Below are 23,451 nucleotides of genomic sequence, written 5' to 3' on the forward strand. Positions count from 1 at the left end.
CAACGCCTGTCTTCAGGCCGCGCTGCGGCCGTCATCCATGCGTCAGGCCGGGCATTGCCCGGCCTGTTGTTCCTGCGGCCACCGTTGGTGCTATTTGTTGACGGTTTTCATACCAACACGGTCACCGGCCTGGCGGAATCGGGACGCCAGCCAGAACATGACCGCGGCAATGGCCAGCGCCGAAAAGGCGATGCCCCATCCCAGCGCAACAAGCGCGACCGCTGGCCAGATCATCAAAACAAGTCCGACCACAAGCGCGACAAAACCCGAAACGCGCATGGAGCCGCGTTGAGGGTCTCTCTCGTGCATTTGCCCAGATGCCGCCAGCGAGCCGATCCCGATGATCAGCGCCCATGCGCCCATCAGGAAAAAGGCCAGTTTGACCGTCCCTTCCGGCCAGATCAGCAGGACAAGCCCGATCAGAAGCGCGCCGATTGCAGCGCCGCCCATTACCCCACGACGCCCAACGCCCAAAAGCGTCAGGCCACCATCGAGGATCAGCAGCACACCAACCAGCCGCAGCAGCAACGCGATGCTGCCAGACGGCCAGAACAGTGCTGCAATACCGACAAGCCCGGCCAATACTCCGCGCAGCAGAAAGGTCCACCACAGGCCAGAAAGCTGCTCTCCCAGCATGTCGCGCCCGGCCATGCTGCCTTCATCCAGAATTTCACCAGTCCGGGGGTCCTGATCCGTCATGTCTTGTCCTCCAGTCGTTTCGGGGGCAGTCTAACCGAATTAAGCGAGTGTTGTCTGTACTTTAACTATGCGGTGCAAGAAGGTGCCCGACCCATCGCGGAACTGTCTGGGTCGCTTTGCCGACAAGTCTTTCATCAAACCCGGATGCGCCCGGTGACGGTTCCAGATTGATCTCGATCGTCCGAACGCCCGCCGCCTGTGCCTCGTGCACGAACGCTGCCGCCGGATAAACCTGACCCGAGGTGCCAATGGCGGCAAAAATCGACGCGCTGGACAGATGGTCATAAATCTCGTCCATGTAATAGGGTATCTCTCCAAACCAGACCACATCGGGCCGGGCCGTGGGCCGCGCACAGGCGGGGCAGGATTCCCCAACCGCCATTTCGGGCGGGGCGGTCCAGCGATGGCCACAGGCTGAACACAGCGCGCCCGCCAAAGTTCCGTGCATGTGGATGACATCCTTTGCGCCGCCCGCCTCGTGCAGGCTGTCCACGTTCTGGGTGACAATCACGACGTCTCCGGGCCAGTCACGTTGCAGCCGGGCCAGTGCTTCATGAGCGGCATTGGGTTGCACCTTGGAGGCCTGAACCCGCCGCGCATTGTAAAACCCCTGAACCAGTGCAGGGTCGCGGGCGACTCCTTCCGGCGTGGCGACATCCTCGATCCGGTGCTGGGCCCAAAATCCACCCTCATCGCGAAAGGTGCTCAACCCGCTTTCGGCGGATATTCCGGCCCCGGTCAGAATCACGATCTTTTCCATTTCTCCTCCGCGCGGTACAGCATGGTACATGTCACACCGTATCCTCTTTGTCTGCCTGGGCAATATCTGCCGCTCGCCTGCGGCAGAGGGCGTTTTTCGCGCCCGCGCGCCGCATCACGTAACCGATAGTGCCGGAACCATGGGCTGGCATGCGGGGAAACCGCCCTATGGCCCGATGCAGGCAGCTGCGAAGGTCAGGGGAATCGACTTGGGCGACCTGCGCGCCCGTCAGTTCACCGCTGCCGATTTCGACCGCTTCGATCTGATCCTCGGCATGGACGCCAACAACATCGCGGATATCGAGGATCTGCGCCCCGCCGGCAGTGACACCCCGGTGCGCCTGCTGACCGATTTCGCCCCTGAAACCGGCGCGGATCATGTGCCTGACCCATATTACACACGGGATTTCGATGGCGCTCTGGACCTGATCGAAGCGGCGGTCGAGGGGCTTGCCGCTCATCTGGACAGTTAACCGCCGATCACCCGCAGCGATCCGCTCAGCCAGGGCAGTGTGGCCAAAGCCGGGTCCACGATCTGGTTCTGCATCAGGCGCCGTGTCATGCCCGCGACCTCCTGCGGCACCTGATCGGACCAACCCGTACGCGCCAGCAATGATATGCTGCGCGAGAAATCCCCGAACGGGGCAGGGTGGGCCTCCAGCCCTTCATGGAACCGCGCCGCGCGCATGAATCCCAGCGGCGTCGTGATCGCCCAACCCAGGCCCCGTGCAACCATGGCCATCAGCGCCATGTGCGAGCCGATCTCGAACCGTTCCTCGAACTCCTGCGCGCCGCGCGCCATATGCGCCTCGATCTGCCGGCTGATCAACTGCTCGCGGGCATAGCGCAGATACGGCAGGCCGTTCTGTACCGCCTCCACTCCGCCCGCCCCCTGTGGTGCAACCAGAATGAACGGATCCCGGACCAGAGGGTACTCGACCACCCCCTCCAGCACTTCTCCGCTATGGGCGGTGACGGCCATATGCAGGCGTTGTTCGGCCAAGGCCTCGAACAGATCGAGGCTCGACAAGGTGATCAGTTTGAAATTCGATCGGGTCAGACTGTCTGCCAGCAACGTGGCCAACCGCGGGGTCAGATCATTGTCGAAGTCGTCGATCAGCCCGATGGACAAAGTGGTCAGATGCCCCAGATCCATGACCGACAATTCGCTTTGTGCCATTTGCAGCTCGGCCAGAACCGCTTCGGCGCGCACCAGAAAGCTGCGCCCGGCCTGTGTCAGGCGCATCGGTCGGCGCCCGTGATCGACCAGTTCGGTGCCCAGAGCCTTTTCCAGATTGCGCAACTGTTGGGAAACGGATGGCTGGCTGAGCCCCGTGATCTCGGCGGCCTGTGCCACCGATCCCGTCCGCGCCAAAGCCTCGAACACCTCAAGGCCCCGCAGGGTCAGCCCTTTCATCACCATAAGATACACCTTTCGCTGCGCCTTTCTGGGGCGCAGCGTGGATCAGGTCAAGGTTTCAGAAGGGCTTAGCTGCAGATCGCCTGTGCCATCTGGCCAAAGTTCTGATACCGGTCCCACAGCGCATCATCGCGCGCGGTCTGCGACATCTTTAACTGTTGCGCCTGATGGGGGTCAGTGAACCATTTGGCCACGGTTTTCTGATCGCTACGGGTAAGCGCCTGATCTGCTACGCGCTGGATGCAACTGCACCGATCCCGCGTCGCCGCTGATCGATCCGACGCCAGACACGCCCGCTTGATCTGCGCCGCGTCAGCAACCGGAGCCACCGCCGTCAGAGATGCCGCACAAAATGCGATTAAGAGGAACTGTTTCATGCTCATGCCTCGTTTTTGCCTGCCCGGAGGGATCTTGCGCCCCTCTCGGCCTGCGGCGAAGTATGAATCAAACTGGAGTTTGGATCAACGGACAAGATGCTGTTGATCAGGAATGTTGCCTCTTTTCTCTTCAGCGTCAGCCTCGCGGTTTCAACGGCATATGAATCCTGATCGACCAGGCTGCGAAAGAACAGATCATCCGGGTTCTGGCCGCTGGTGGATGGTGCCAGCAGCAGGCTTTCGGAAATTGCTCCGTTGGCGTTAATGACATTATGTGTCTCAAGCAGCAGATGATGGTAAATTGCACTGTTTTCTCTGCACAATGTTGCAATGCCCGCATCAACAAGGCTGATGGCTGGAACAAACACTTCGTTCTCTGCACAAAGGATTTCAGCCAAAGGGTGCGTGACCAGCATTCTGTGTTGCTGTGACACTTTCAAAGGCGCGAAATTCGAAAGCGTTCCCTCGGGAATTTCGACCATTCTGAAACGTCCGGCTGTGATGACAGCCTGTTCGCCCGTCCAGATGACAGGTAGATAGCCATTGTCACGGGTCCAAATCTCATCACCCGGCTTCAGCATTTCGATGGGGCGGTATCCGGATTTGGTTTCGATCAGTGTCCCACGGCAGTAGCAAATGGGGCTGACATATGCGTTTGATGCGAAGCTTGGGCCTTCTTGCGTACTGACGACCGTCAGAGGCACTCCGGCTGGTGGAAACTGTCCGGGTCCGCCGATGAATGCGATGCCCTCGACGGTTCCATATGCCGGTGATGAGTTGTTCACGTTGAACGCAACCGCCTGCCACGTGGTTGTCCCATCTGTCAAAGTAATACCATATTCGGCTTCAACACGCGTGCCGCTGGCGAAAAGCGTACCATCGATTGTCTGATCGCCGTTTAACCGCTGATTGCCATCATTGTCGGAAAAGTTGGTGTCCGATCCGGCATCCGTGATGAAAACTTCGGTCGCAGTGCGCGAATTGATTGTAATCGTCTCGCCAATAAGATGAATCCCCGTGCCCTGATTGATCCCGTCCAGACCCTGCGCCACAGAGACGGACAATTGACCTTCACCCAACACAAAGATCGAATAATCGGCCAAGTCTTCCCTGCTTTCTGTTTTTGAAACGGCCAGATGATGCGATCATCTTAACTATTCACTGATTTCGGGTAAATGCCGCTGAACAGAAAGGCGCGGGTGGGACCTTTTTTGCAACGCTTCAACGCTTGACGAGGGGCAAAACTCCCGACATATCCCACTCCATGACAGACCTCGCTCATATCCGCAATTTCTCCATCGTCGCGCATATCGACCATGGCAAATCCACCCTTGCTGACCGGCTCATCCAAGAGACCGGAACGGTCAAGGATCGCGACATGAAGGAACAGCTGCTCGACAGCATGGATATCGAGCGCGAGCGCGGCATCACCATCAAGGCCAACACGGTTCGCATCGACTATACCGCCGACAATGGCGAACAGTACGTGCTGAACCTGATCGACACCCCCGGCCACGTGGACTTCGCCTATGAAGTCTCGCGGTCGATGCGCGCGGTCGAAGGCTCTCTGCTGGTCGTGGACTCGACCCAAGGGGTCGAGGCGCAGACGCTTGCGAATGTCTATCAGGCCATCGACGCGGATCATGAGATCGTGCCGGTGCTGAACAAGATCGACCTGCCCGCGTCCGACTGTGACCGCGTGGCCGAACAGATCGAAGATGTGATCGGCATCGACGCGACCGATGCCATTCGGGTTTCCGCCAAAACGGGGCAGGGCATCCACGAAACTCTGGAAGCAATCGTGCAGCACCTGCCCGCACCGAAGGGCAATCTGGACGCGCCTCTCAAGGCGATGCTGGTGGATTCATGGTACGACGCCTATCTGGGCGTCATCGTTCTGGTCCGCATCATGGACGGTACGTTGAAAAAGGGCATGCGGGTCAAGTTCATGTCGAACGGCACCCTGCACCATGTCGATCGCGTCGGCGTCTTCCGGCCTGAGATGGAGATGGTTGACAGCCTTGGCCCCGGTGAGATCGGCTTCCTCACCGCATCCATCAAACAGGTCCGCGACACCCGCGTCGGCGACACCATTACCAATGACCGCAACGGCACCGAAGAGGCCCTTCCGGGCTTCAAACCCGCGCAGCCGGTGGTTTTCTGTGGTCTTTTCCCGGTGGACTCGGCCGAATTCGAAGACCTGCGGGATGCGATCGACAAACTGGCGCTCAACGATGCCAGCTTCAGCTTTGAAATGGAAACTTCGGCCGCACTCGGCTTTGGCTTCCGCTGCGGCTTCCTTGGCCTCTTGCACCTCGAGGTCATCCGCGACCGCATCGAACGCGAATACGATATCGAGCTCATCACCACCGCGCCGTCGGTGATCTATCACGTCTACATGAAAGACGGCGAAATGATCGAGCTGCACAACCCCGCCGACATGCCCGACCCTTCGAAGGTCGACCATATCGAGGAGCCGCGCATCAAGGCGACCATTCTGGTGCCAGACGAATACCTCGGCGACGTGCTGAAACTCTGCCAGGACCGCCGCGGCATCCAGCTGGACCTGACCTATGCAGGCAGCCGCGCCATGGTTGTCTATGACCTGCCGCTGAACGAGGTTGTTTTTGATTTCTACGACCGCCTGAAATCGGTGACCAAGGGTTATGCTTCGTTCGACTACCAGATGACCGGCTATACCGAGGACAATCTGGTCAAGATGTCGGTGCTGGTGAATGACGAACCGGTTGACGCGCTGTCAACCATGGTTCACCGCGACCGGGCCGAGATGCGGGGCCGGGCGATGTGCGAAAAGCTCAAGGACCTGATCCCGCGCCACATGTTCAAAATCCCGATCCAGGCGGCCATCGGCGGCAAGGTCATCGCCCGCGAGACCCTGTCCGCCCTGCGCAAGGACGTGACCGCCAAATGCTACGGAGGCGACGCCACGCGGAAACGCAAACTGCTGGACAAGCAGAAGGCGGGTAAAAAGAAGATGCGCCAGTTCGGGAAGGTGGATATCCCGCAGGAGGCGTTTATTTCAGCGTTGAAGATGGACAGCTGAGGCTGTCCATTTTTGTTAACAACGACGAGTCGGGTCGCTGTTAAAACTTAATTTTATTATAGATTTATCAACTTAACCCTAGCTGCGCTGAGTATCTCAAGTGCGGCATGCATAGTTTCTTTATGGCGGGGTTCGTTGTCCGGTATCGTAGGAGCAAATACAGTTCGGATTCCCGATTGGATTATTGCTCTGGCGCAGTCAGCACAAGGAAAGAGACTTACCGCAAGAGAACATTGCGACAAGTCTATACCTTGCTTGAGCGCCATGAATATTACGCGTCGCTCTGCATGTTCGATCCAGTAGTATTTTTGGTTTTGCTCTCGCGAAGTTCTTTTTTTGAGGTCATTTCTTTTGGGAGTAACAAGAACATTTGCGCTGTGAACTAGAGCTTGCCCATTTTTGTCGAAGATGATTGCGCTAACTTTTCTATCAGGATCATCGCTCTGCTTCGCAACTTCTTGAAGTTGTTTCAAGATGTTGAAACTATCGCCAAAGGCTTTTTCGATTCTCATTGGATTTGAGTTTTGCATTAGGAGGCGAGTTTCATGTTGATTGACCGTCAGATCGAGCAGTTGGGTCTTGTTGTGCCTTGTATCAAGAAAAACTTCAAAAATTCTACTTATGATTTGACCATTGGGGAAATATTTCCAATGGGAACAGAAAGTAAAGAAAGTGGAAGGGGCCTGAATGAGTATTGGCTTGAACCCAGTTCAATGGTTGCTGTTCGAACGACAGAAAAAGTTGTTTTGCCAAGCCACGTTACTGGTCTTGCTACACTTGTGACTTCGTTGACCCATGATGGGCTGCTATGCCTCAATGTCGGCGTGATCGATCCGGGTTATGATGGTCATATCAGCGCGTTTCTTGTGAATTTTTCAAGCCGACCCCGAAAAATCGCCTTAAACCACCGATTGCTTCGGGTATTGTTTTTCACCCACAACACGGTTCAAAAACTCGAACCATTGAAAAACCAAAAAGCGACGTATCAGTCATTTCTAAAAAACAAAGCAAGTAACGAGTTCTCTAACACATTCTTGGACTCGGCGGGGCTTACTGAGCTCGCACGAAAGAGCGCTTGGAAGGTTGTCTTGGATGCTTTTTTTAGCAAGTGGATTAATGTGGTTAGCGTACTGATAGCAGTGCTTTCACTAGCGGTTGCTGTGATAACTTATCTTTCAGCAAGTCAGTAACGTTATGGTTCACTAGGGCTAGCGACGAAGAAACTAAAAAAAGGTATACATCCGCCCGGCGGCACCGCCGACCCGCCCCCATGAGACGGCGCGTTTGCGCCCCGGGGGCTCCGCCCGTTCGGCCCTGAAACGGACCACCGGACCGTTTCCAAAACGGGCGTCACCCCCTCGGGCCGGCGCTGCCCTCATTTCTGCTGATCAACCGTCGCACCAACGATTGCGCCCCAGGGACTCCATCCTCAACCCTGCCAAACCCCCAAATTTCTGTAATCCCGCCAAAAGTGCTAGACTCCCCGCATTCCAAACAGATTTTTCAAAGGGGGAAGTGTTATGGACCCGCAATTGCGTTCCGAGATTTCGATGCGCCGTCTTGACCATTATTACGACATCATGCGCACCTCGATCTTTGCCTATGTCGCCATCGCCGCGGTCATTGGGTTTGGGGCCGAAGGGGTTGCTCTGCCGCTAATCGTGCTGGTGCTTGTGATCACCACCTATGGTGTTCTGGCGGGCAAGACCGCGCTGGAAGATGTTGAAAACCTGCGCGGCGACATGACCGAGGAGTTTGCGCAGACCAGCTTTGCCCAAGGATTGAAGGCGCGTAACCTGAAAGGGCTGATCCTGACGTCGAATGTGTTGCTGGGTCTGATTGGGCTGTCCGAACTCATCGCAATCGTGTTCTGACCGGAGACTGTGATCAACCTCACAGCCTCAACTTCGCCCACCTGCTAAAGTTGACGCAACGGCAACCTCGGCAGGAGGCCCCTATGTCCACATCGCTCATCCCTCTCATCGCCCTCGGGTCGGCGGGTCTCTATTCCGTGGCCATGATAGCGATGAAGTTCTGGTGGAAACTCCCCGGTGTTGGCCTGACCCTTCTGATCGTCGCCACGCTGCTGGCCGCCGCGACGCTGGAACTTGCCGCGCTGCGCAACGAACGATTGGGCATCATCTATACCGGAATTCTCGGGGCCGAGGTCGTGCTGATCGCCATCGCCTCGTATTTCCTGTTTGGCGAGAACTTTTCCTATCGCGAGGGGATTGGCATCGCGCTGGTCATTGTCGGGACAGCTCTGGCCTGGGCCTGAAGCCCCATTCTAAGCCGCCGCTGAACCAATCATGAAGTTTCCCTTAAGTAAGTTGTAACCCGCCCGGGCGCTCCCAATCTGTTTACCAGACAGAAGGAGAGAGCCCATGACCAGATATATGACTGCCGGAGCAGCCGCTTTGGCCACGACCCTCGCCCTTGGAACGGCCGCGCTGGCCGATACCACGCCCGACCTGCGCGGCACCTGGCTGGGGTCCTACACGACTGTCCAGCCCAGCCATTACTACAAAGGCGATCAGCCCCGGTTCAATCAGGCTGAATGGATGCTGGATGTGCAGCTTCAGGACGGCAACGTTTTCTGGGGGCACAGCAAATGGCGTCGCGATGGCGATACCGACTGGAATGAATACGAGGCCACCGGCACCATCAGCCTCGATGGGACGGGCAGCATCGGCATCGTCGAAACCTCACCTCTGCTGATCGGCGCGAATGCGTTGATCGATGCGCGGTACGAAGATGGCAAGATCTTTGCCGATTTCCGTAGCCTGCGGAACGGAACGACCTACAGCACCGTTCTGGAACGTCAGGTGAACTGAAGCGTGTCCGGCCCGGGCGATTGTAGGGGGTAAGTATCGCTGCTGCAATTTTGACTGCGGCGGAGGTTAGTAGGTTGCCACGCGCGGGTCGGACCGCTTCTCAAAAACGGAACAAACGTCTCCACAGCGAGGAGACGGGCCGGGCGGCCAGTTCACCGCCTGCGACAGGATCCAGACCACCCCGCGCAAGAATGCGGCGTTCCTCGGCACGGGTCATCTGGATTTCGCGAACCTTCAGCGCGGCTTCGCGCGCGGTGACATAGCTGCCGTCCGGTCCCGGTTCCATTCCGGGGATGTTGCGTCCCCGCGACCACATCCCGCGAATGCCCGACAGCGGGTGTTTCCACCCGATTTCGTCATCATCCTGCAAATGCCAGATCCGCTTCGCTTCGGCGACCGAGACCAGAGCGGCCAGCGGTTTACCGTGCCGGGTCAGTATGATCACTTCTCGCGGGTCCTGTGCGCGGGTGACCAGAGCGCCCAAATGGGCGCGCGCATGGGAAATGGTGCAACGCATCGGCGAATCTCCGTATGTACGATTCGAAAGATTGGTGGTCCGAAAGTTGTACAAATCCTTCGATTCTCAACTAATGGCGCGTACGGTGGCCTTTGCGCCCGCAGCATTGGGCCAAAAACCGGGCTCAGGTTCAGGCCTGAAAATGTCCCGGGACAAACATGCGTGGAGTCGAAACTTCTCGGATTATCCACAAAGATTTCCCGGCAGATACCAACAGTTTATCCCCGTCTAATTTTCATGCTGCGGTGCTATTTTCTTGTCAGATACAAGGCATGCTGCAACAGTCTGAACACCACACAGGTTTTTCGGAACCGAAGGTGGGACGCAAAGGCCCGGGGGTCTTGGCAGAGAGACTGGATCTTAGGATTTGCGTTGAACTGCAATGGCTTACCGGTGGGTGATCAGCCGAGTGAGGGCTTCATGCCCAAGTCGGATGGTTACCTTCTCAGAAGGCCGATGCACGCTGTGATGTCTCTTCGGGGGCAAGGCAGCCGCTGCAGTCTCTCAGGGGGCTGTAGCAACTGGATCGGGTGCTCTTCGGAGCGCATCGACCCGGTAAGGCGTCAGGAGTGTCCGAAAGGATGCATGCAAAGACCGCGTCTGCGCACCTGGCGCCTTTTCCTTTGCCGGATTTCGGTTTCATACAGGCTACCACTCACCCCTGCCGAAAGGGACCGGGGCTCTTCTGCGTGTGCGAAAGAGCCCCGATTTAGCGTCAGATGATGCAATGCCGCGTCTATGCACCTGTAAGGGAAAGCTACCGCGGCATGCCATGTCTTTCAACTATATATTGAGAGAAGGCCCGCGCGCGGCGCAAAATAAAGTGTATTACAGGCTTTCCTGCACGTCGGTTGCTGCGCCTTGGATGGCATCTCCGGCTTTTTCGATATCCTTGCCGGCGCCTTTGGCGGTTTCGCAGGCAGTCAGTGCAAACAGGCTCAGGCCCATCAGAATTACGCGGATCATGTTCGTCTCCTTGGTGCTCGATTGTTTTTCGGTAGCACCTTTTATCAGCCGGAGCCAGTTCCTAGGTCCGGTCGTCGCTGCAGAAGAGCTCGTAAACGACTTCGAGCATGCGCCGGGGACGATCATCCGCCAGACGATAATAGATGGCTTTGCCTTCCCTGCGAGGTATCACCAACCCTTCAAGTCGCAGACGGGAAAGTTGCTGTGATACAGCGGCTTGTCTGGCGGACAGCAATTCTTCCAGTTCGGTGACGGATTTTTCACCGGACACCAGATGGCAGAGGATCATCAATCTGCCTTCGTGGCTTATTGCCTTGAGAAAATTGGAAGCGCGTGTCGCGTTGGTGACCATGCGGTCAAAATCTTCTTTTGACATGTCATTGGACAGCTGAGGAAGTGCCATCGATTGAGTTCCTTGCAAACCCGTTGGCCGGGTGTTGTTTCCGTTACGTAAAGAGACGTGAGTGTGAGACCCTTCAGTACACGTTTCGTACATTCATTTCTATATGTATGAATCAAAATAGCGTGATGTATGAAAGGGGAATTCGGATTGAACGTTCCCGCAACGCGAGGGGGCAGATGATTCACTTTAAGGCGATCTGCGGATCGTTGCCGGAAACAACAGATGGTTCGCCTTGACGATTGATGATGATCGCTATTCGGTCAGCGTTCTCACTTGCCCCCCTTGCAGCCCCCCTTAGCCGACACTAAGACTCAGGTAACACTTGTTGGGATATTGTCCCGATCCATAGCTAAACAGGCAGGTTACGAATGTTCGATCCCGTAGAAACCTACATGAATACACTTGTTCCCATGGTCGTTGAGCAGACCAGCCGGGGCGAGCGCGCCTATGATATTTTCTCCCGCCTCCTGAAAGAGCGGATCATATTCATCAACGGACCGATTCATGATGGGATGAGCCATCTTGTTGTGGCGCAATTGCTGCACCTCGAGGCGGAAAACCCCAACAAGGAAATCTCGATCTACATCAACTCGCCGGGCGGGGTGGTGACCAGCGGTTTGTCGATTTACGACACAATGCAATACATCAAGCCGAAATGTTCCACGTTGGTGATCGGTCAGGCGGCTTCGATGGGCTCGGTCCTTTTGGCCGGGGGCGAGAAGGGAATGCGCTTTTCACTGCCCAACAGCCGCATCATGGTGCACCAGCCCAGTGGCGGATACCAGGGCCAGGCCAGCGACATCATGATTCACGCGGCCGAGACGCAAAAGCTGAAGGATCGCCTGTATGACATCTACGTACGTCATACGGGGCAGACGAAAAAGGCGGTCGAAAAAGCGCTGGATCGTGACAATTTCATGAGCCCGGAAGAGGCCAAGGAATGGGGTCACATCGACGAGATTGTCGAAAACCGAGCGAAAATGGACACGGAAGAGGCCTGAGGCCGATACCTCGCGTCACCGGCGCGGGGGTCATTTTGAGATTGTAGCCGCCAGAGTGCTGGCCTAAGCTGCACACACAGGTGTAAGCGCCCCCGAAAAGGGGCGCAGGGACGAAGCCCGAAAGGTAGATCATGGCGACGAATTCAGGCGGCGATGGAAAAAACACGCTCTACTGCAGCTTCTGTGGCAAAAGCCAGCATGAAGTCCGTAAGCTGATCGCAGGCCCCACAGTTTTCATCTGTGATGAATGTGTTGAGCTGTGCATGGACATCATCCGCGAAGAGACCAAGGCCAGCGGGCTGAAGTCATCTGACGGTGTTCCGACGCCCAAGGATATCTGCGAAGTACTGGACGATTATGTAATCGGTCAGGCCACGGCAAAGCGGGTTCTGTCGGTGGCCGTTCACAACCATTACAAGCGTTTGAACCACGCTCAGAAAGCGGGCAGCGATATCGAGCTGGCAAAGTCGAATATCCTGCTGATCGGTCCGACCGGTTGCGGTAAGACGCTGCTGGCGCAAACGCTGGCGCGTATTCTGGATGTGCCGTTTACCATGGCCGACGCGACGACCCTGACCGAAGCCGGCTATGTGGGTGAGGATGTCGAAAACATCATCCTCAAGCTGTTGCAGGCGAGTGAGTACAACGTCGAACGCGCGCAGCGCGGCATCGTCTATATCGATGAGGTCGACAAGATTACCCGCAAATCCGAAAACCCCTCGATCACGCGTGACGTGTCCGGTGAGGGCGTGCAGCAGGCCTTGCTGAAACTGATGGAAGGGACAGTGGCCAGCGTCCCTCCACAGGGTGGCCGCAAGCATCCCCAGCAGGAATTCCTGCAAGTGGATACGACGAACATTCTGTTCATCTGTGGCGGCGCGTTCGCGGGTCTGGACAAGATCATCGCGCAGCGTGGCAAAGGCTCGGCCATGGGCTTTGGTGCCGATGTGCGCGACAATGACGACCGCGGTGTGGGTGAGATATTCAAGGATCTGGAGCCCGAGGATCTGCTGAAATTCGGGCTGATCCCGGAATTCGTCGGTCGTCTGCCGGTTCTGGCGACGCTTGAGGATTTGGATGAAGACGCGCTGGTGACCATCCTGACCAAACCCAAGAACGCATTGGTCAAGCAATACCAGCGTTTGTTCGAACTGGAAGATGTTGAACTGGCCTTTACGGATGATGCCTTGAAGGCAATCGCAAAAAAGGCCATCGAGCGCAAAACCGGTGCGCGCGGTCTGCGGTCTATTCTCGAGGATATTCTGCTGGACACCATGTTCGAACTGCCGGGCATGAAAAATGTCAGCGAGGTTGTGGTGAACGAAGAGGCGGTGATGTCCGACGCGCAGCCGCTGTTCATCTATGCCGATGCGGCCAAGGAATCGGCCTCGGCGGGCTGAGGCCGGGCTATTTGCCGCGACGGTGGGACTTCACTTGGACCGGTTCAGGGGGCTCTGCCCCCGCTGCCCTTCGGGCATCTCCCCCGGGATATTTTTAGCCAGATGAAGCTGTGGATCCGTCGCTCGCACATGGGTGTCGGCGCAGTTAGGCGGCGGAAGCTTAAGCAAGTTTTCGAACCACAAAGGTGACGAATTATGGCAGTGAAGCGCATCTCCTCGGGTGGTGAGTTCGAAGCCAAAGTCGGGTACTGCCGTGCGGTGGTCGCGGGCGGATGGGTTCACGTCGCCGGGACCGTCGGGCAGGGCGAGGACGTGGTGGCGCAATGCCGGTCTGCGCTGGACATCATCGGCAAGGCGCTGGCTGAGGCGGGCGCAGGCTTTGACGATGTGGTTCGGGTCACATACATGCTGCCCGATCGCAGTGAGTTTGCGCCGTGCTGGCCGATCCTGGCCGAAACTTTTGGCACCAATCCTCCGGCAGCGACCATGATTGAATGCGGTTTGATTGATCCGAAATACAGGATCGAGATCGAAGTGACCGCCTTTCTGCCGGAGTGACGCAGGTGGTATCAGGGGCACTGGACCTTGGCGGGCCTTTGGTCCATACCTTTCTTCGACGAAATGCCGGAGGCACCCGATGGGAATCCTGAACAGTCTTTTGCGAGCCGTGACCTGGTGGAATGGGTCAACTTTGAACACTCAGATCTACACTGCACGCAAGGGCGTGAAAGTGGGCGAAGACAATGAAGGCAACGTGTTCTATCGCAATGCCGATGACAGCAAGCGTTGGGTTATCTTCAATGGCGAGGCCGAAGCCAGCCGGGTTGATCCTGAATGGCATGGTTGGTTGCATCGCACTTGGGACGAACCTCCGACAGATAAACCGCTGCCGCATAAATCCTGGGAAAAACCACATCAGGAAAACCTGACTGGCACCGCGCTGGCCTATGCTCCTGCCGGATCTCTGCGTCGCGCGGAACCGGTTGAACGTAAGGACTATGAGGCCTGGAGCCCGGAATAAACGAGGCGAAAATGTCGACCCATAACTGGACCGAAGTTCTTGTCGGCGGCGTCGTTTTGGCCGGTGCTGTGGCATTTGGTGTCTATGCCAGCCAATCGACGGGCTTGTCGCAAGGGGCTGCTGGATATGAACTGGGTGCGTCTTTCAGATCTCTGGAGGGGGTGGGTGTCGGCACGGATGTGCGCCTTGCCGGCGTCAAGATCGGAACCGTGACGGGCGTCACCCTGAATCCTGAAACCTATCGCGCTGACACGACTTTCACGATAGCGGACGGAATTCTGGTGCCGGACGACAGTGCCATTGTCATTTCCTCAGAAGGTTTGCTGGGGGGCAATTTCGTCGAGGTGATGCCCGGTGGGTCGCCATTCTACTTTGAACCTGGCGATGAGATCGAGGATACGCAGGGCGCGGTCAGCCTGATTTCCCTTCTGGTCAAGTTCGTAGCCGGAGACGGCAGCGAATGATACGCGCCGCGTTTCTTGCCTTGTTGCTGGCCGCCACTGGTGCGGCTGCGCAGCAGAAAGTTCAATCTGGACCCGGGGCAATGTTGCGGGGCCTCGACAAGGTGAACGGCCAGACTGTCGATGTTGAATTGCAGTCCGGCGAGACGGCAGCGGTTTTTGGGCTGGATGTTGCCTTGGGAGATTGCCGTTTTCCCGTTGACAATCCAACGGGTGACGCGTTCGCCTATCTGACCATCTGGGAGAGCGGAAAGGCCGATCAGCTGTTTGACGGTTGGATGATCGCAACCTCCCCCGCGTTGAACGCGCTGGATCACGCGCGTTATGACGTTTGGGTCATACGGTGTATCACACCTGCCGCCGACTGATTCAGCGGTGCCGAGAAATCGGCGCTGTGGTTCAAGGCCTCTTCCAGCTCTTTCTTGTAGGCGCTGCGCGGAATTTCGATTGCGCCCAAAGATGCCAGATGCGCGGTCAGAAACTGCGTGTCAAACAGGCGGAAGCCGGTTTGCCGCAGGCGGTCCACAAGATAGGCGAGGGCGATTTTCGAGGCGTCTTTGTGTCTTGAAAACATGCTTTCGCCGAAAAATGCTGCGCCTAGGGTCACGCCATAGACGCCGCCCACCAGAACGGTGTCTTCCCAGACTTCCAGTGAATGCGCATGCCCGGTTTGGTGCAACTGACGGTACAGGTCATGAAGTTCGGCGTTGATCCAGGTATCTGCCCTGTCGGCACACCCGTCGACGACGCCGGAAAAGTCCTGGTCGATCGAGATATCGAACCCGCAGTTTCGGATACGGCGCGCCAGGCTTCGGGAAATGTGGAATCCGTCCAGTGGAAAGACGCCGCGAAACTTGGGATCGACCCAAAACAGCTCGGGGTCATCGCGATGCTCGGCCATCGGAAAGATACCGATGGAATAGCCATGCAACAAAAGTTCGGGGGACAGGCTCATGTCAGGTATGAGGCAACCGGAGGGCAGGGGCCCTCCGGTCCTTGGTGACTATTGTTCCATGTTCTCCGCAAGCCAGCGCTCCAGCCAGTGGATGTTGTAGTCGCCGCTGCGCAGATCGGGTTCCTGCAACAGTGCGTGGAACAGAGGGACCGTGGTATCGATACCGTCGACAATCAATTCCCCCAGTGCGCGTTCCAGTCGGGCCAGCGCTTCGGCCCGGTCACGGCCCTGCACGATCAGCTTGGCGATCAGAGAGTCATAATAGGGTGGAATCGAATACCCGTCATAGAGAGCCGAGTCCATTCGAACGCCAAGGCCCCCCGGCGCGTGGTACGCGGTGATCTTGCCGGGGCAGGGCGAGAAATTTGGCAGCTTTTCGGCGTTGATCCGAACCTCGATGGCGTGGCCGTTGATTTCCAGATCGTCCTGACCGAACGACATCGGTTCACCCGCTGCGACAAGGATTTGTTCGCGCACCAGATCGACGCCAAAGATACCTTCGGTGACTGGGTGTTCCACCTGAAGTCGAGTGTTCATTTCGATGAAATAGAACTCGCCATCTTCGTAGAGGAACTCGATGGTGCCGGCACCGATATAGTTGATTTTCGCGACCGCATCCGCGCAGATCTTGCCGATCCTGGCGCGTTCTTCGGGTGTGATGCAGGGGCCGGGGGCCTCTTCGAACACCTTCTGGTGACGCCGCTGAAGCGAACAATCCCGTTCGCCCAGATGAACAGCCTTGCCTTTACCGTCGCCAAACACCTGAATTTCGATATGGCGCGGCGTGGTCAGGTATTTCTCGATATAGACTTCGTCATTGCCAAAAGCGGCCTTGCCCTCGGCCCGCGCAGTCATGAAGGCGCTTTCCATTTCGTCAGCGTTCATCGCAACTTTCATGCCGCGACCACCGCCGCCTGCGGTAGCCTTGATGATGACCGGATAGCCGAATTCCTCACCGATCTTCTTGGCCGTCGCAAGATCAGGCACGCCGCCGTCTGATCCCGGCACGCAAGGCACGCCCAGAGCCTTCATCGTGTCCTTGGCCGTAATCTTGTCGCCCATGACGCGGATGTGTTCCGCGGTGGGGCCGATGAACGTGATGCCGTGATCTTCGACGATCTGCACGAACTCGGCATTCTCGGACAGGAAGCCATAGCCGGGGTGGATCGCCTGCGCACCGGTGATTTCACAGGCCGAAATGATCGCGGGCACGGACAGGTAGCTTTGGGGGCTGGGCGGGGGGCCGATGCAGACCGATTCGTCCGCCATGCGCACATGCATTGCGTCGCTATCCGCGGTGGAGTGGACGGCTACCGTCTTAATCCCCATCTCGCGGGCGGCGCGGATGACGCGCAGGGCGATCTCGCCTCGGTTGGCAATCAGGATCTTGTCGAACATGGGCCCGCCTTACTCGATGATGACCAGAGGTGTGCCGAATTCCACAGCGTCGCCATCGCCGACCAGAACACGCTTGATCGTGCCCGATTTGGGGGCGTGGATGTGGTTCATGGTCTTCATCGCTTCGACGATCAGCAGCGTGTCGCCTTCGGACACGGAAGCGCCGACCGAGATAAACGCGGGCGCGCCGGGCTCGGGCTGCATGTAGACGGTTCCAACCATGGGAGAGGTCACGGCGCCAGGGTGGCTGGCCGGATCTTCCTGAGCAGCCGGGGCTTCGGCCACGGCAGGCGCAGCCGCAGCAGCAGCGGCAGGAGCTGGTGCTGCCGCAGGGACGGCAACCTGAACTGGTGCGGCTGCGGCCTGTGTCATGCGGCTTACGCGCACGTTCAGGCTGTCCTCCTCGCCATATTCGCGCTTGACCTGCAATTCGGTCAGGTCATTGTCACGCAGCAACTCGGCCAGAGCCTTGATGAATGCCACATCCGCTTCGTGTTTGGTGTCTGTCATGAGTGTCCTCGACGGTTCCCCTTTGGCCCGTCTGTTTCTTGCGGGCTCTGATCAAATTACGCAGGGTTATAGGCTAAGCGGCGGTGCATGAAAAGCGCCGACTCGCACCATCACAGGCGGGAATCCCGTATAATTTAAAGGGGCGGACAGGTTACAGAGGCATCCCTGACAATTTGGCGACAAGCTCAGACAGTTTGCGGGCGCCGAATTTCTCAAGCAGTCGGGCGCGATAGGCTTCGATTGTGCGGTAACTCAGGCCCAGTTCGGCACCGATTTCCTTGGCGGACAGGCCACGGCAGGACAGGATCGCCACTTCGCGTTCTCGAACGGTCAATTCGACAAGGGGACGTTCTTCCGAGATGTCGGAAAAGCTCCAGATTCCATGGCGGAACGGGTCATCGGGCGTCAAAGAGCGGCCACGTGCGCGGCACCAGAACAGATCGCCATTGCGCCGCCGCATGACGCGCTCATCCGTATAATACCCGGTGTCTCGCATCACTTGCAGGCTGCGTTCCCCGATCCTCTCCCAATCCGCGACCGAGGGATAGAGATGTAACAGCGGCATGTTGCGGTAATCGGCCTCTTCCCCGCCGAAAGTGCGGGCGAATTGCAGATTGCAGCGTCTGATGATCCGGTTTTCCAGCTCAACAAGCCCGATCGGTGCGTATTCAAAGGCGGGGTCACTCATCCGCTTATCGTGCCGGGAAACCACGCGGAATTGAAGGGGAGATGCGGTTTCTTGTGGCCAGTGATGCGCATTGGCGGCTGCCACTTTTGTCAAGATTGTAAATATGGTTTGAAAATCCCTCGGTAAACCAAAGAAATACATGATATGTTCTGAAAAAAGAGGCTGAATCTTGGTCAGGAGAATACGATCATGCGTGATATGTTGACGGGAAGCCGTATTCGGGAAAGACGGCAGATTGCCGGGCTTCGGCAGGCGGAACTTGCCCGCCTTGCCGGGATATCCGCGTCTTACTTGAATCTGATCGAACATAACCGCCGCCGGATCGGTGGCAAATTGCTGGTGGATATAGCGTCTGCGCTTTCCGTCGAACCCTCTGTCCTGACACAGGGGATCGAGGCAACCCTTGTGTCGGCCCTGCGAGAGGCGGCGGATGACGCCGTCGGGCAGCAGGCCGAAGTGGACGGGCTGGAGGAATTTGCCGGGCGCTTTCCCGGATGGGCCGGAGTTCTTGCGCAGATGCACCGCCGGGTTGTTTCGCTTGAGCGGAATGTCGAGATATTGTCGGACCGGCTGACTCATGATCCGCATCTTGCGGCATCAATGCACGAAGTGCTGTCAACGGCGGCGGCGATTCGTTCAACAGCGGCAATTCTTGCAGACACAGAGGACATCGAGGCAGAGTGGCGAGAGCGGTTTCACAAAAACTTGCACCAGGATGCAGAGCGGCTGGCCGGCAGTTCAAAGGCACTTGTAACCTTTCTGGACGAAAGCGACTCGTCAATTGATCCGCGCGGTGTTCCGCTTGAAGAGGTCGAAGCGTTCTTCGAAACCCGCAGGTACAGTTTTCCGGAATTGGAACAGGGCGAGGACGTGGATGCCGTTGATCTGAGCGGTCTCAACACGTCGGCTGCCCGAACTGTGGCGCGTGAAGTTCTGAAGATGTATCGCGATGATGCAATCGCATTGCCGCTGGATGCGCTTCGATCGAGCCTGCAAAAAGGCGACACGGATCCCATCGCGTTGGCTTATCGCTTTTCCGTGGACGTCGCCACCGTTCTGCGTCGATTGGCGTTCATACCCGATGACGTGTTGCCGCAGCCGGTTGGCATGGTGCTGTGCGATGCATCCGGCAGCATATTGTTCATCAAGCCGATTCCGGGCTTTGCTTTGGCGCGGCATGGTGAGGTTTGCCCGCTGTGGCCGTTGTTCACGGCTTTGAGCCGCCCACTTGTTCCGGTGCGCAAGCAGGTTGTCCAGATGGGGCGGACCCCGGCTGAATTCGAATGCTTCGCCTATGCTTGGCCTTATACGGTATTGGGGTATGATCAGGATCCCGTTTATCGCTCGGTTATGCTGGTCCGTTCGGGCAACGAGGCGGCAGGTGCCGCTCCGGTCACGCAAGTCGGGCCAAACTGCCGCGTCTGTCCCAGCAATGCTTGCAAGGCCCGCCGCGAACCGTCGATTTTGAGCGAAGGCTTTTGACACTTTCCCGACAGAAGGCTTAATCTGGCGGGGACCGATCTGAGGATGGAGGAACGGTCTTGGGGAGGAACTGAAAATATGAGCCGTAAGGTTCTGTTGATCGAGGACGAGCCGAACATTGCCGAGGCAATCCGGTTTCTGCTGACCCGCGAGGGATGGCAGGTGGACACGCATGGCGATGGCACGGATGCGGTTCAGGTGATTCAGAGGGCACAGCCCGATCTGGTCATTCTGGACGTCATGCTGCCGGGCAAGAGCGGCATGGATATCCTGCGGGACATCCGAGAGATGGAAGAACTGGCAGGTTTGCCGGTTTTGATGCTGACGGCGCGCGGTCAATCGCGCGACAGGGAAATGGCGGAAAACGCTGGTGTCAGCCGTTTCATGACCAAACCGTTTTCCAATGCCGAAGTTCTGACGGCCGTGCGCGATCTTCACGCGCAGGCGACGCGAATATGATGTCTGGCGAGGGCAAAAAGGGCGCACCACAGGGCGCACGCCCCTCGCTTTTTCTCGAACGTCAAAGCTATCGCCGACGTAGGCTGGCGGATGCGGCGCGGCTGCTGCCGTTCTTGGGGGCGGCTCTGCTGGCGCTTCCGTTGCTGTGGCCCGATCAGCCCGGCAAGGGCGAGGCTGTCCCCTTGTCTTCGGCAATGTATTACATCTTTATCTGCTGGGGCGCTCTGATCGTGGTTGGGTTGGTTTTTGGAATTGCCGCCCGCCGTTTGGGCGTGCGCGAGGATCAAGACGCGGACGCTGAGTGATGGCAACCATTAACACGCTGATCCTGGTCTGCCTTGGCTATGTCATCTTCTTGTTCGCCGTGGCTTTCGCCGCTGACCGGATGGCTGCGGCAGGGCGGGGCAAGTGGCTGCGCTCGCCCCTGATCTATACCTTGTCGCTGTCGATCTATTGCACGGCATGGACGTTCTATGGTGCGGTGGGCAATGCCGCGCGGTCCGGGTTGGAGTTTGTAACGATTTACCTTGGCCCAACCCTGGTGATGGTCAGTTGGTGGTGGGGACTGCGCAAACTGGTGAGGGTCGGGCGCAGTCAGCGGGTGACCTCGATCGCGGACCTGTTGTCATCGCGCTATGGCAAGTCGAACACGCTTGCCGTGTGTGTGACCGTTCTTGCCGTGCTTGGCGGGACACCCTACATCGCGCTCCAGTTGCAATCGATCACCCTGTCCTTTTCGATTTTCGCCGAAGCCGATCCATCGGGTCTGTATCGCGAAGGGTCCAGCGTATTCTGGATGGCAGCGGGGCTTGCCGTGTTCGCAATTCTTTTCGGCACGCGCAACCTGGACGTGAACGAGCGTCACCACGGTGTGGTCACCGCCATCGCCGTGGAGGCCGTTGTCAAACTGTTTGCTCTTATCGCCGTGGGCGTTTTCGTGGTGTGGGGCATTGCCGGTGGCGTTGGCCCGATGATGGAGCGGATAGATGCCTCGGAAATCGGACAGTGGAACGTCGACGCCGGGCGCTGGACGACTTTCATATTCCTGTCCGCCGCGGCCTTTATCTGCCTGCCGCGCATGTTTCAGGTGATGGTGGTCGAAAATGATGACGAAAGCCATCTGCGAACCGCCGCCTGGGCGTTTCCGCTCTATCTGCTTTTGATGAGCCTTTTTGTCGTGCCAATTGCCGTCGTTGGTCTGGATCTGTTGCCAGAGGGGGCCAATCCCGACCTGTTCGTGCTGACGGTGCCGCTGTCGCAGGGCAATGACTGGTTGGCCATGCTGTCCTTTATCGGCGGGTTTTCGTCCGCAACGTCGATGGTCATCGTCAGCGCAATGGCCTTGTCGACGATGGTTTCGAATCATGTGGTCATGCCCATTTGGTTGAACACGCATGAGGGTACGGGCTCGGTCTCGGGCGATGTGCGCAGCATCGTTCTGGTTGCGCGCCGCGTGTCCATCGCCGTGATCATGGCGTTGGGTTACTTTTATTATCGGTTGTCCGGTGGGGGTGCGGCACTGGCCTCGATCGGATTGATTGCCTTTGCCGGAATCTCGCAGATTCTGCCTGCTTTGGTCGGGGGATTGTTCTGGCGCGGAGCAACCCGGACAGGGGCGCTGGTCGGGTTGAGCGTCGGTTTCGCACTTTGGATATATACGCTGTTGTTGCCAGGTATGGGCGCGCCGTGGATGCCGGATGCCGTCATGCAGAATGGGCCGTTCGGCCTTGCCTGGTTGCGTCCTCATGCCCTGTTCGGGATCGAAGGGATCGATCCGATGGTTCATACCGTGATGTGGTCCCTGTCCCTGAACACCATTGCCTTTTGCATAGCGTCCCTTCTGAGCTTTCCCAGCCCTCTGGAGCGTTTGCAGGGGGCGCAGTTCGTCAATGTTTTCGATCACTCGGTTTCACCCGGTGGCTGGTCCGGCTCGGTGGCGCAAAGCGAAGACCTGATGATCATGACACAGCGTATTCTGGGCGCCGCCCCGGCGCAGGAGTTCTTTCAGGCAGAGGCTGAAAAACAGGGCGGCCGGTCGCATATGCCGGAACCGACCCCGGGTTTCCTGAACCGGCTGGAGCGAGAGTTGAGCGGGTCGGTCGGCACCGCCACGGCGCATGCGATGATTGCGCAAATCGTCGGTGGGTCTTCAGTTTCCGTAGAAGATCTGCTGGCGGTGGCGGATGAATCGGCCCAGCTTTTGGAGTATTCGGGGAAGTTGGAAGAGAAGTCGTCCGAATTGTCCCGCACGGCGCGCCAGCTGCGTGAAGCAAACACCAAACTGACGCAGATTTCCGAGCAAAAAGACAGCTTCCTCAGCCAGGTCAGTCACGAGTTGCGAACGCCGATGACCTCGATCCGAGCGTTTTCCGAGATCATGCGGGATACAGAGGGCCTGAGCCGAGAGGAGCAGACCCGCTATGCCGCAATCATTCACGATGAGGCCTTGCGCCTGACCCGGCTTCTCGACGATCTGCTGGACTTAAGCGTGCTGGAAAACGGGCAGGTCAATCTGAACCTCAGCGATGACAGTTTGCGTTCGGTTCTGGACCGGGCGGTGTCCAGCGCACTGGCCGGAGCAGAGCGGAAAATCATGGTCCGGCGGACTCTTACGGCAGAGCGAATGCGCCTGCATACGGATCTGGACCGGTTGGGGCAGGTGTTCATCAATCTGATCTCGAACGCGCAGAAATACTGTGACGCGGAAGATCCGGTATTGGTCATTTCAGCCCACGACGTCGGCGGCAGGGTCATCATAGATTTCATCGACAACGGCAGCGGCATTCCACCGGGCGCGCGTTCGATGGTGTTCGAAAAATTTGCCCGTGTCGGGGTCGACAAGGCGGGGGGCGCGGGTCTGGGTTTGGCCATTTGCCGTGAGATCATGCAACGGTTGGGCGGTGAGATCACCTATTTGCCCGGGCAGGGCGGCGCGGCGTTCCGGGTCAGCTTGCCTTTGGCTTTCCAGCAGGCCGCGCAATGACACGGCCATAAAGAACTTCGTAACGCTCGGCAGGGTAAACCAATAGCCAGTTAT

At 57.8% G+C, this 23,451-nt stretch carries 29 protein-coding genes; 16 read left to right on the forward strand and 13 right to left on the reverse strand.

The features are described 5' to 3' along the window. Positions 1-90: 90 nt before the first annotated feature. Positions 91-699 carry an HdeD family acid-resistance protein gene (locus tag GS614_RS15435; RefSeq protein ID WP_171205679.1) on the reverse strand — a complete coding sequence of 203 codons (609 nt, stop codon included), beginning with the start codon at positions 697-699 and terminating at the stop codon, positions 91-93. A gap of 61 nt (positions 700-760) precedes the next feature. After that, positions 761-1,459, reverse strand: coding sequence for an NAD-dependent deacylase (locus tag GS614_RS15440; RefSeq protein ID WP_171726731.1), 699 nt, complete (start codon positions 1,457-1,459; stop codon positions 761-763). Positions 1,460-1,487: 28 nt separating this feature from the next. Here GS614_RS15440 and GS614_RS15445 point away from each other — a divergent pair, with 28 nt between their 5' ends. Continuing rightward, a complete protein-coding gene (locus GS614_RS15445; protein WP_171726732.1) occupies positions 1,488-1,931 on the forward strand; it encodes a low molecular weight protein-tyrosine-phosphatase in 444 nt (147 codons plus the stop codon). Here the strand turns inward: GS614_RS15445 and GS614_RS15450 are convergent. The 3 genes from GS614_RS15450 to GS614_RS15460 all read right to left on the reverse strand — a co-directional run bounded on the left by GS614_RS15450 (position 1,928) and on the right by GS614_RS15460 (position 4,358). Next, positions 1,928-2,881: a LysR family transcriptional regulator gene (locus tag GS614_RS15450; protein WP_171726733.1), complete on the reverse strand. Its 954-nt coding sequence runs from the start codon at positions 2,879-2,881 to the stop codon at positions 1,928-1,930. The two genes, GS614_RS15445 and GS614_RS15450, sit on opposite strands and share 4 nt — an antisense overlap. Positions 2,882-2,946: 65 nt before the next feature. Beyond that, positions 2,947-3,255 (reverse strand): hypothetical protein, encoded by a 309-nt coding sequence (locus GS614_RS15455; RefSeq protein WP_152457335.1) that lies wholly within the window; start codon positions 3,253-3,255, stop codon positions 2,947-2,949. A gap of 2 nt (positions 3,256-3,257) precedes the next feature. Then, positions 3,258-4,358, reverse strand: a complete 1,101-nt coding sequence (locus GS614_RS15460; protein ID WP_171726734.1) for a Hint domain-containing protein — start codon at positions 4,356-4,358, stop codon at positions 3,258-3,260. A 161-nt stretch (positions 4,359-4,519) separates the two neighbouring features. Here GS614_RS15460 and lepA point away from each other — a divergent pair, with 161 nt between their 5' ends. Beyond that, positions 4,520-6,319, forward strand: coding sequence for a translation elongation factor 4 (gene lepA, locus GS614_RS15465; protein ID WP_171726735.1), 1,800 nt, complete (start codon positions 4,520-4,522; stop codon positions 6,317-6,319). 56 nt (positions 6,320-6,375) lie between these two features. Here the strand turns inward: lepA and GS614_RS15470 are convergent, their stop codons facing one another. Beyond that, positions 6,376-6,831 (reverse strand): deaminase, encoded by a 456-nt coding sequence (locus GS614_RS15470; RefSeq protein WP_171726736.1) that lies wholly within the window; start codon positions 6,829-6,831, stop codon positions 6,376-6,378. A gap of 33 nt (positions 6,832-6,864) precedes the next feature. Between GS614_RS15470 and GS614_RS15475 the strand changes: the two genes are divergently transcribed. The 4 genes from GS614_RS15475 to GS614_RS15490 all read left to right on the forward strand — a co-directional run bounded on the left by GS614_RS15475 (position 6,865) and on the right by GS614_RS15490 (position 9,153). Continuing rightward, positions 6,865-7,509: a hypothetical protein gene (locus GS614_RS15475; RefSeq protein ID WP_171726737.1), complete on the forward strand. Its 645-nt coding sequence runs from the start codon at positions 6,865-6,867 to the stop codon at positions 7,507-7,509. Positions 7,510-7,839: 330 nt separating this feature from the next. After that, entirely contained in the window at positions 7,840-8,193 is a 354-nt protein-coding gene (locus tag GS614_RS15480; RefSeq protein WP_171726738.1) for a hypothetical protein, read from the forward strand. An 83-nt stretch (positions 8,194-8,276) separates the two neighbouring features. Next, positions 8,277-8,597, forward strand: a complete 321-nt coding sequence (locus GS614_RS15485; RefSeq protein WP_171726739.1) for a hypothetical protein — start codon at positions 8,277-8,279, stop codon at positions 8,595-8,597. 106 nt (positions 8,598-8,703) lie between these two features. Next, positions 8,704-9,153, forward strand: coding sequence for a hypothetical protein (locus GS614_RS15490; RefSeq protein ID WP_152457340.1), 450 nt, complete (start codon positions 8,704-8,706; stop codon positions 9,151-9,153). Positions 9,154-9,253: 100 nt separating this feature from the next. Here GS614_RS15490 and GS614_RS15495 read toward each other — a convergent pair whose 3' ends face one another. From GS614_RS15495 to GS614_RS15505, 3 genes are all read right to left on the reverse strand, one after another. Then, positions 9,254-9,670 (reverse strand): type II toxin-antitoxin system Phd/YefM family antitoxin, encoded by a 417-nt coding sequence (locus tag GS614_RS15495; protein ID WP_152457341.1) that lies wholly within the window; start codon positions 9,668-9,670, stop codon positions 9,254-9,256. A gap of 828 nt (positions 9,671-10,498) precedes the next feature. Beyond that, on the reverse strand, positions 10,499-10,636 hold the full coding sequence (locus GS614_RS15500) for an entericidin A/B family lipoprotein (protein ID WP_152457342.1): 138 nt from the start codon (positions 10,634-10,636) through the stop codon (positions 10,499-10,501). A gap of 61 nt (positions 10,637-10,697) precedes the next feature. Continuing rightward, positions 10,698-11,039 carry a helix-turn-helix transcriptional regulator gene (locus GS614_RS15505; protein ID WP_152457343.1) on the reverse strand — a complete coding sequence of 114 codons (342 nt, stop codon included), beginning with the start codon at positions 11,037-11,039 and terminating at the stop codon, positions 10,698-10,700. A gap of 368 nt (positions 11,040-11,407) precedes the next feature. On the opposite strand from GS614_RS15505, the gene GS614_RS15510 reads away from it, so the two are divergent. The 6 genes from GS614_RS15510 to GS614_RS15535 all read left to right on the forward strand — a co-directional run bounded on the left by GS614_RS15510 (position 11,408) and on the right by GS614_RS15535 (position 15,290). Then, complete coding sequence (locus GS614_RS15510) at positions 11,408-12,040, forward strand: ATP-dependent Clp protease proteolytic subunit (RefSeq protein WP_117869644.1); 633 nt, start codon at positions 11,408-11,410, stop codon at positions 12,038-12,040. Positions 12,041-12,171: 131 nt separating this feature from the next. Next, positions 12,172-13,440, forward strand: coding sequence for an ATP-dependent Clp protease ATP-binding subunit ClpX (clpX, locus tag GS614_RS15515; protein ID WP_152457344.1), 1,269 nt, complete (start codon positions 12,172-12,174; stop codon positions 13,438-13,440). A gap of 195 nt (positions 13,441-13,635) precedes the next feature. Further along, positions 13,636-13,998: a RidA family protein gene (locus GS614_RS15520; RefSeq protein ID WP_171726740.1), complete on the forward strand. Its 363-nt coding sequence runs from the start codon at positions 13,636-13,638 to the stop codon at positions 13,996-13,998. A 79-nt stretch (positions 13,999-14,077) separates the two neighbouring features. Next, entirely contained in the window at positions 14,078-14,461 is a 384-nt protein-coding gene (locus GS614_RS15525; protein WP_152457346.1) for an NADH:ubiquinone oxidoreductase subunit NDUFA12, read from the forward strand. A gap of 11 nt (positions 14,462-14,472) precedes the next feature. Further along, on the forward strand, positions 14,473-14,925 hold the full coding sequence (gene mlaD, locus GS614_RS15530; protein ID WP_152457347.1) for an outer membrane lipid asymmetry maintenance protein MlaD: 453 nt from the start codon (positions 14,473-14,475) through the stop codon (positions 14,923-14,925). Next, the gene (locus GS614_RS15535) at positions 14,922-15,290 is read left to right on the forward strand and encodes a DUF2155 domain-containing protein (RefSeq protein WP_171363745.1); all 369 of its coding nucleotides are present in this window, start codon (positions 14,922-14,924) and stop codon (positions 15,288-15,290) included. Before mlaD ends, GS614_RS15535 begins: the two co-directional genes overlap by 4 nt. On the opposite strand, the gene aat is transcribed toward GS614_RS15535, so the two are convergent. From aat to GS614_RS15555, 4 genes are all read right to left on the reverse strand, one after another. After that, a complete protein-coding gene (aat, locus tag GS614_RS15540; RefSeq protein ID WP_216601186.1) occupies positions 15,245-15,877 on the reverse strand; it encodes a leucyl/phenylalanyl-tRNA--protein transferase in 633 nt (210 codons plus the stop codon). The genes GS614_RS15535 and aat overlap by 46 nt on opposite strands. A 48-nt stretch (positions 15,878-15,925) precedes the next feature. After that, a complete protein-coding gene (gene accC, locus GS614_RS15545; protein WP_171363746.1) occupies positions 15,926-17,275 on the reverse strand; it encodes an acetyl-CoA carboxylase biotin carboxylase subunit in 1,350 nt (449 codons plus the stop codon). Positions 17,276-17,284: 9 nt separating this feature from the next. Beyond that, the gene (gene accB / locus GS614_RS15550; RefSeq protein ID WP_152457351.1) at positions 17,285-17,785 is read right to left on the reverse strand and encodes an acetyl-CoA carboxylase biotin carboxyl carrier protein; all 501 of its coding nucleotides are present in this window, start codon (positions 17,783-17,785) and stop codon (positions 17,285-17,287) included. A gap of 151 nt (positions 17,786-17,936) precedes the next feature. Next, a complete protein-coding gene (locus GS614_RS15555) occupies positions 17,937-18,473 on the reverse strand; it encodes a LuxR C-terminal-related transcriptional regulator (RefSeq protein ID WP_152457352.1) in 537 nt (178 codons plus the stop codon). 189 nt (positions 18,474-18,662) lie between these two features. Here GS614_RS15555 and GS614_RS15560 point away from each other — a divergent pair, with 189 nt between their 5' ends. The 4 genes from GS614_RS15560 (at position 18,663) to GS614_RS15575 (ending at position 23,397) form a co-directional block, all read left to right on the forward strand. Continuing rightward, positions 18,663-19,955: a helix-turn-helix domain-containing protein gene (locus GS614_RS15560; RefSeq protein WP_171726741.1), complete on the forward strand. Its 1,293-nt coding sequence runs from the start codon at positions 18,663-18,665 to the stop codon at positions 19,953-19,955. 78 nt (positions 19,956-20,033) lie between these two features. Beyond that, entirely contained in the window at positions 20,034-20,414 is a 381-nt protein-coding gene (locus GS614_RS15565) for a response regulator transcription factor (protein ID WP_152457354.1), read from the forward strand. Further along, complete coding sequence (locus GS614_RS15570; RefSeq protein ID WP_253282543.1) at positions 20,411-20,719, forward strand: hypothetical protein; 309 nt, start codon at positions 20,411-20,413, stop codon at positions 20,717-20,719. The genes GS614_RS15565 and GS614_RS15570 overlap by 4 nt, the downstream gene beginning before the upstream one ends. Next, the gene (locus GS614_RS15575; RefSeq protein WP_171232525.1) at positions 20,719-23,397 is read left to right on the forward strand and encodes a sensor histidine kinase; all 2,679 of its coding nucleotides are present in this window, start codon (positions 20,719-20,721) and stop codon (positions 23,395-23,397) included. The genes GS614_RS15570 and GS614_RS15575 overlap by 1 nt, the downstream gene beginning before the upstream one ends. Positions 23,398-23,451 lie beyond the last annotated feature (54 nt).

It is taken from the genome of Ruegeria sp. HKCCD6604 (assembly GCF_013110635.1).
In the GTDB taxonomy this organism is placed as follows: Bacteria; Pseudomonadota; Alphaproteobacteria; order Rhodobacterales; family Rhodobacteraceae; genus Ruegeria.

Coding starts and splice junctions, on each gene's coding strand:
- GS614_RS15505 (WP_152457343.1), bottom strand. CDS start 11,039: ATGGCACTTCCTCAGCTGTCCAATGACATGTCAAAAGAAGATTTTGAC.
- mlaD (WP_152457347.1), top strand. CDS start 14,473: ATGTCGACCCATAACTGGACCGAAGTTCTTGTCGGCGGCGTCGTTTTG.
- GS614_RS15435 (WP_171205679.1), bottom strand. CDS start 699: ATGACGGATCAGGACCCCCGGACTGGTGAAATTCTGGATGAAGGCAGC.
- GS614_RS15535 (WP_171363745.1), top strand. CDS start 14,922: ATGATACGCGCCGCGTTTCTTGCCTTGTTGCTGGCCGCCACTGGTGCG.
- GS614_RS15475 (WP_171726737.1), top strand. CDS start 6,865: ATGTTGATTGACCGTCAGATCGAGCAGTTGGGTCTTGTTGTGCCTTGT.
- GS614_RS15570 (WP_253282543.1), top strand. CDS start 20,411: ATGATGTCTGGCGAGGGCAAAAAGGGCGCACCACAGGGCGCACGCCCC.
- GS614_RS15450 (WP_171726733.1), bottom strand. CDS start 2,881: ATGGTGATGAAAGGGCTGACCCTGCGGGGCCTTGAGGTGTTCGAGGCT.
- GS614_RS15555 (WP_152457352.1), bottom strand. CDS start 18,473: ATGAGTGACCCCGCCTTTGAATACGCACCGATCGGGCTTGTTGAGCTG.
- GS614_RS15525 (WP_152457346.1), top strand. CDS start 14,078: ATGGGAATCCTGAACAGTCTTTTGCGAGCCGTGACCTGGTGGAATGGG.
- GS614_RS15485 (WP_171726739.1), top strand. CDS start 8,277: ATGTCCACATCGCTCATCCCTCTCATCGCCCTCGGGTCGGCGGGTCTC.
- GS614_RS15470 (WP_171726736.1), bottom strand. CDS start 6,831: ATGAGAATCGAAAAAGCCTTTGGCGATAGTTTCAACATCTTGAAACAA.
- GS614_RS15440 (WP_171726731.1), bottom strand. CDS start 1,459: ATGGAAAAGATCGTGATTCTGACCGGGGCCGGAATATCCGCCGAAAGC.
- lepA (WP_171726735.1), top strand. CDS start 4,520: ATGACAGACCTCGCTCATATCCGCAATTTCTCCATCGTCGCGCATATC.
- GS614_RS15565 (WP_152457354.1), top strand. CDS start 20,034: ATGAGCCGTAAGGTTCTGTTGATCGAGGACGAGCCGAACATTGCCGAG.
- GS614_RS15520 (WP_171726740.1), top strand. CDS start 13,636: ATGGCAGTGAAGCGCATCTCCTCGGGTGGTGAGTTCGAAGCCAAAGTC.
- GS614_RS15445 (WP_171726732.1), top strand. CDS start 1,488: ATGTCACACCGTATCCTCTTTGTCTGCCTGGGCAATATCTGCCGCTCG.
- GS614_RS15490 (WP_152457340.1), top strand. CDS start 8,704: ATGACCAGATATATGACTGCCGGAGCAGCCGCTTTGGCCACGACCCTC.
- clpX (WP_152457344.1), top strand. CDS start 12,172: ATGGCGACGAATTCAGGCGGCGATGGAAAAAACACGCTCTACTGCAGC.
- aat (WP_216601186.1), bottom strand. CDS start 15,877: ATGAGCCTGTCCCCCGAACTTTTGTTGCATGGCTATTCCATCGGTATC.
- GS614_RS15575 (WP_171232525.1), top strand. CDS start 20,719: ATGGCAACCATTAACACGCTGATCCTGGTCTGCCTTGGCTATGTCATC.
- GS614_RS15495 (WP_152457341.1), bottom strand. CDS start 9,670: ATGCGTTGCACCATTTCCCATGCGCGCGCCCATTTGGGCGCTCTGGTC.
- GS614_RS15455 (WP_152457335.1), bottom strand. CDS start 3,255: ATGAAACAGTTCCTCTTAATCGCATTTTGTGCGGCATCTCTGACGGCG.
- GS614_RS15560 (WP_171726741.1), top strand. CDS start 18,663: ATGCGTGATATGTTGACGGGAAGCCGTATTCGGGAAAGACGGCAGATT.
- GS614_RS15510 (WP_117869644.1), top strand. CDS start 11,408: ATGTTCGATCCCGTAGAAACCTACATGAATACACTTGTTCCCATGGTC.
- GS614_RS15480 (WP_171726738.1), top strand. CDS start 7,840: ATGGACCCGCAATTGCGTTCCGAGATTTCGATGCGCCGTCTTGACCAT.
- accC (WP_171363746.1), bottom strand. CDS start 17,275: ATGTTCGACAAGATCCTGATTGCCAACCGAGGCGAGATCGCCCTGCGC.
- GS614_RS15500 (WP_152457342.1), bottom strand. CDS start 10,636: ATGATCCGCGTAATTCTGATGGGCCTGAGCCTGTTTGCACTGACTGCC.
- accB (WP_152457351.1), bottom strand. CDS start 17,785: ATGACAGACACCAAACACGAAGCGGATGTGGCATTCATCAAGGCTCTG.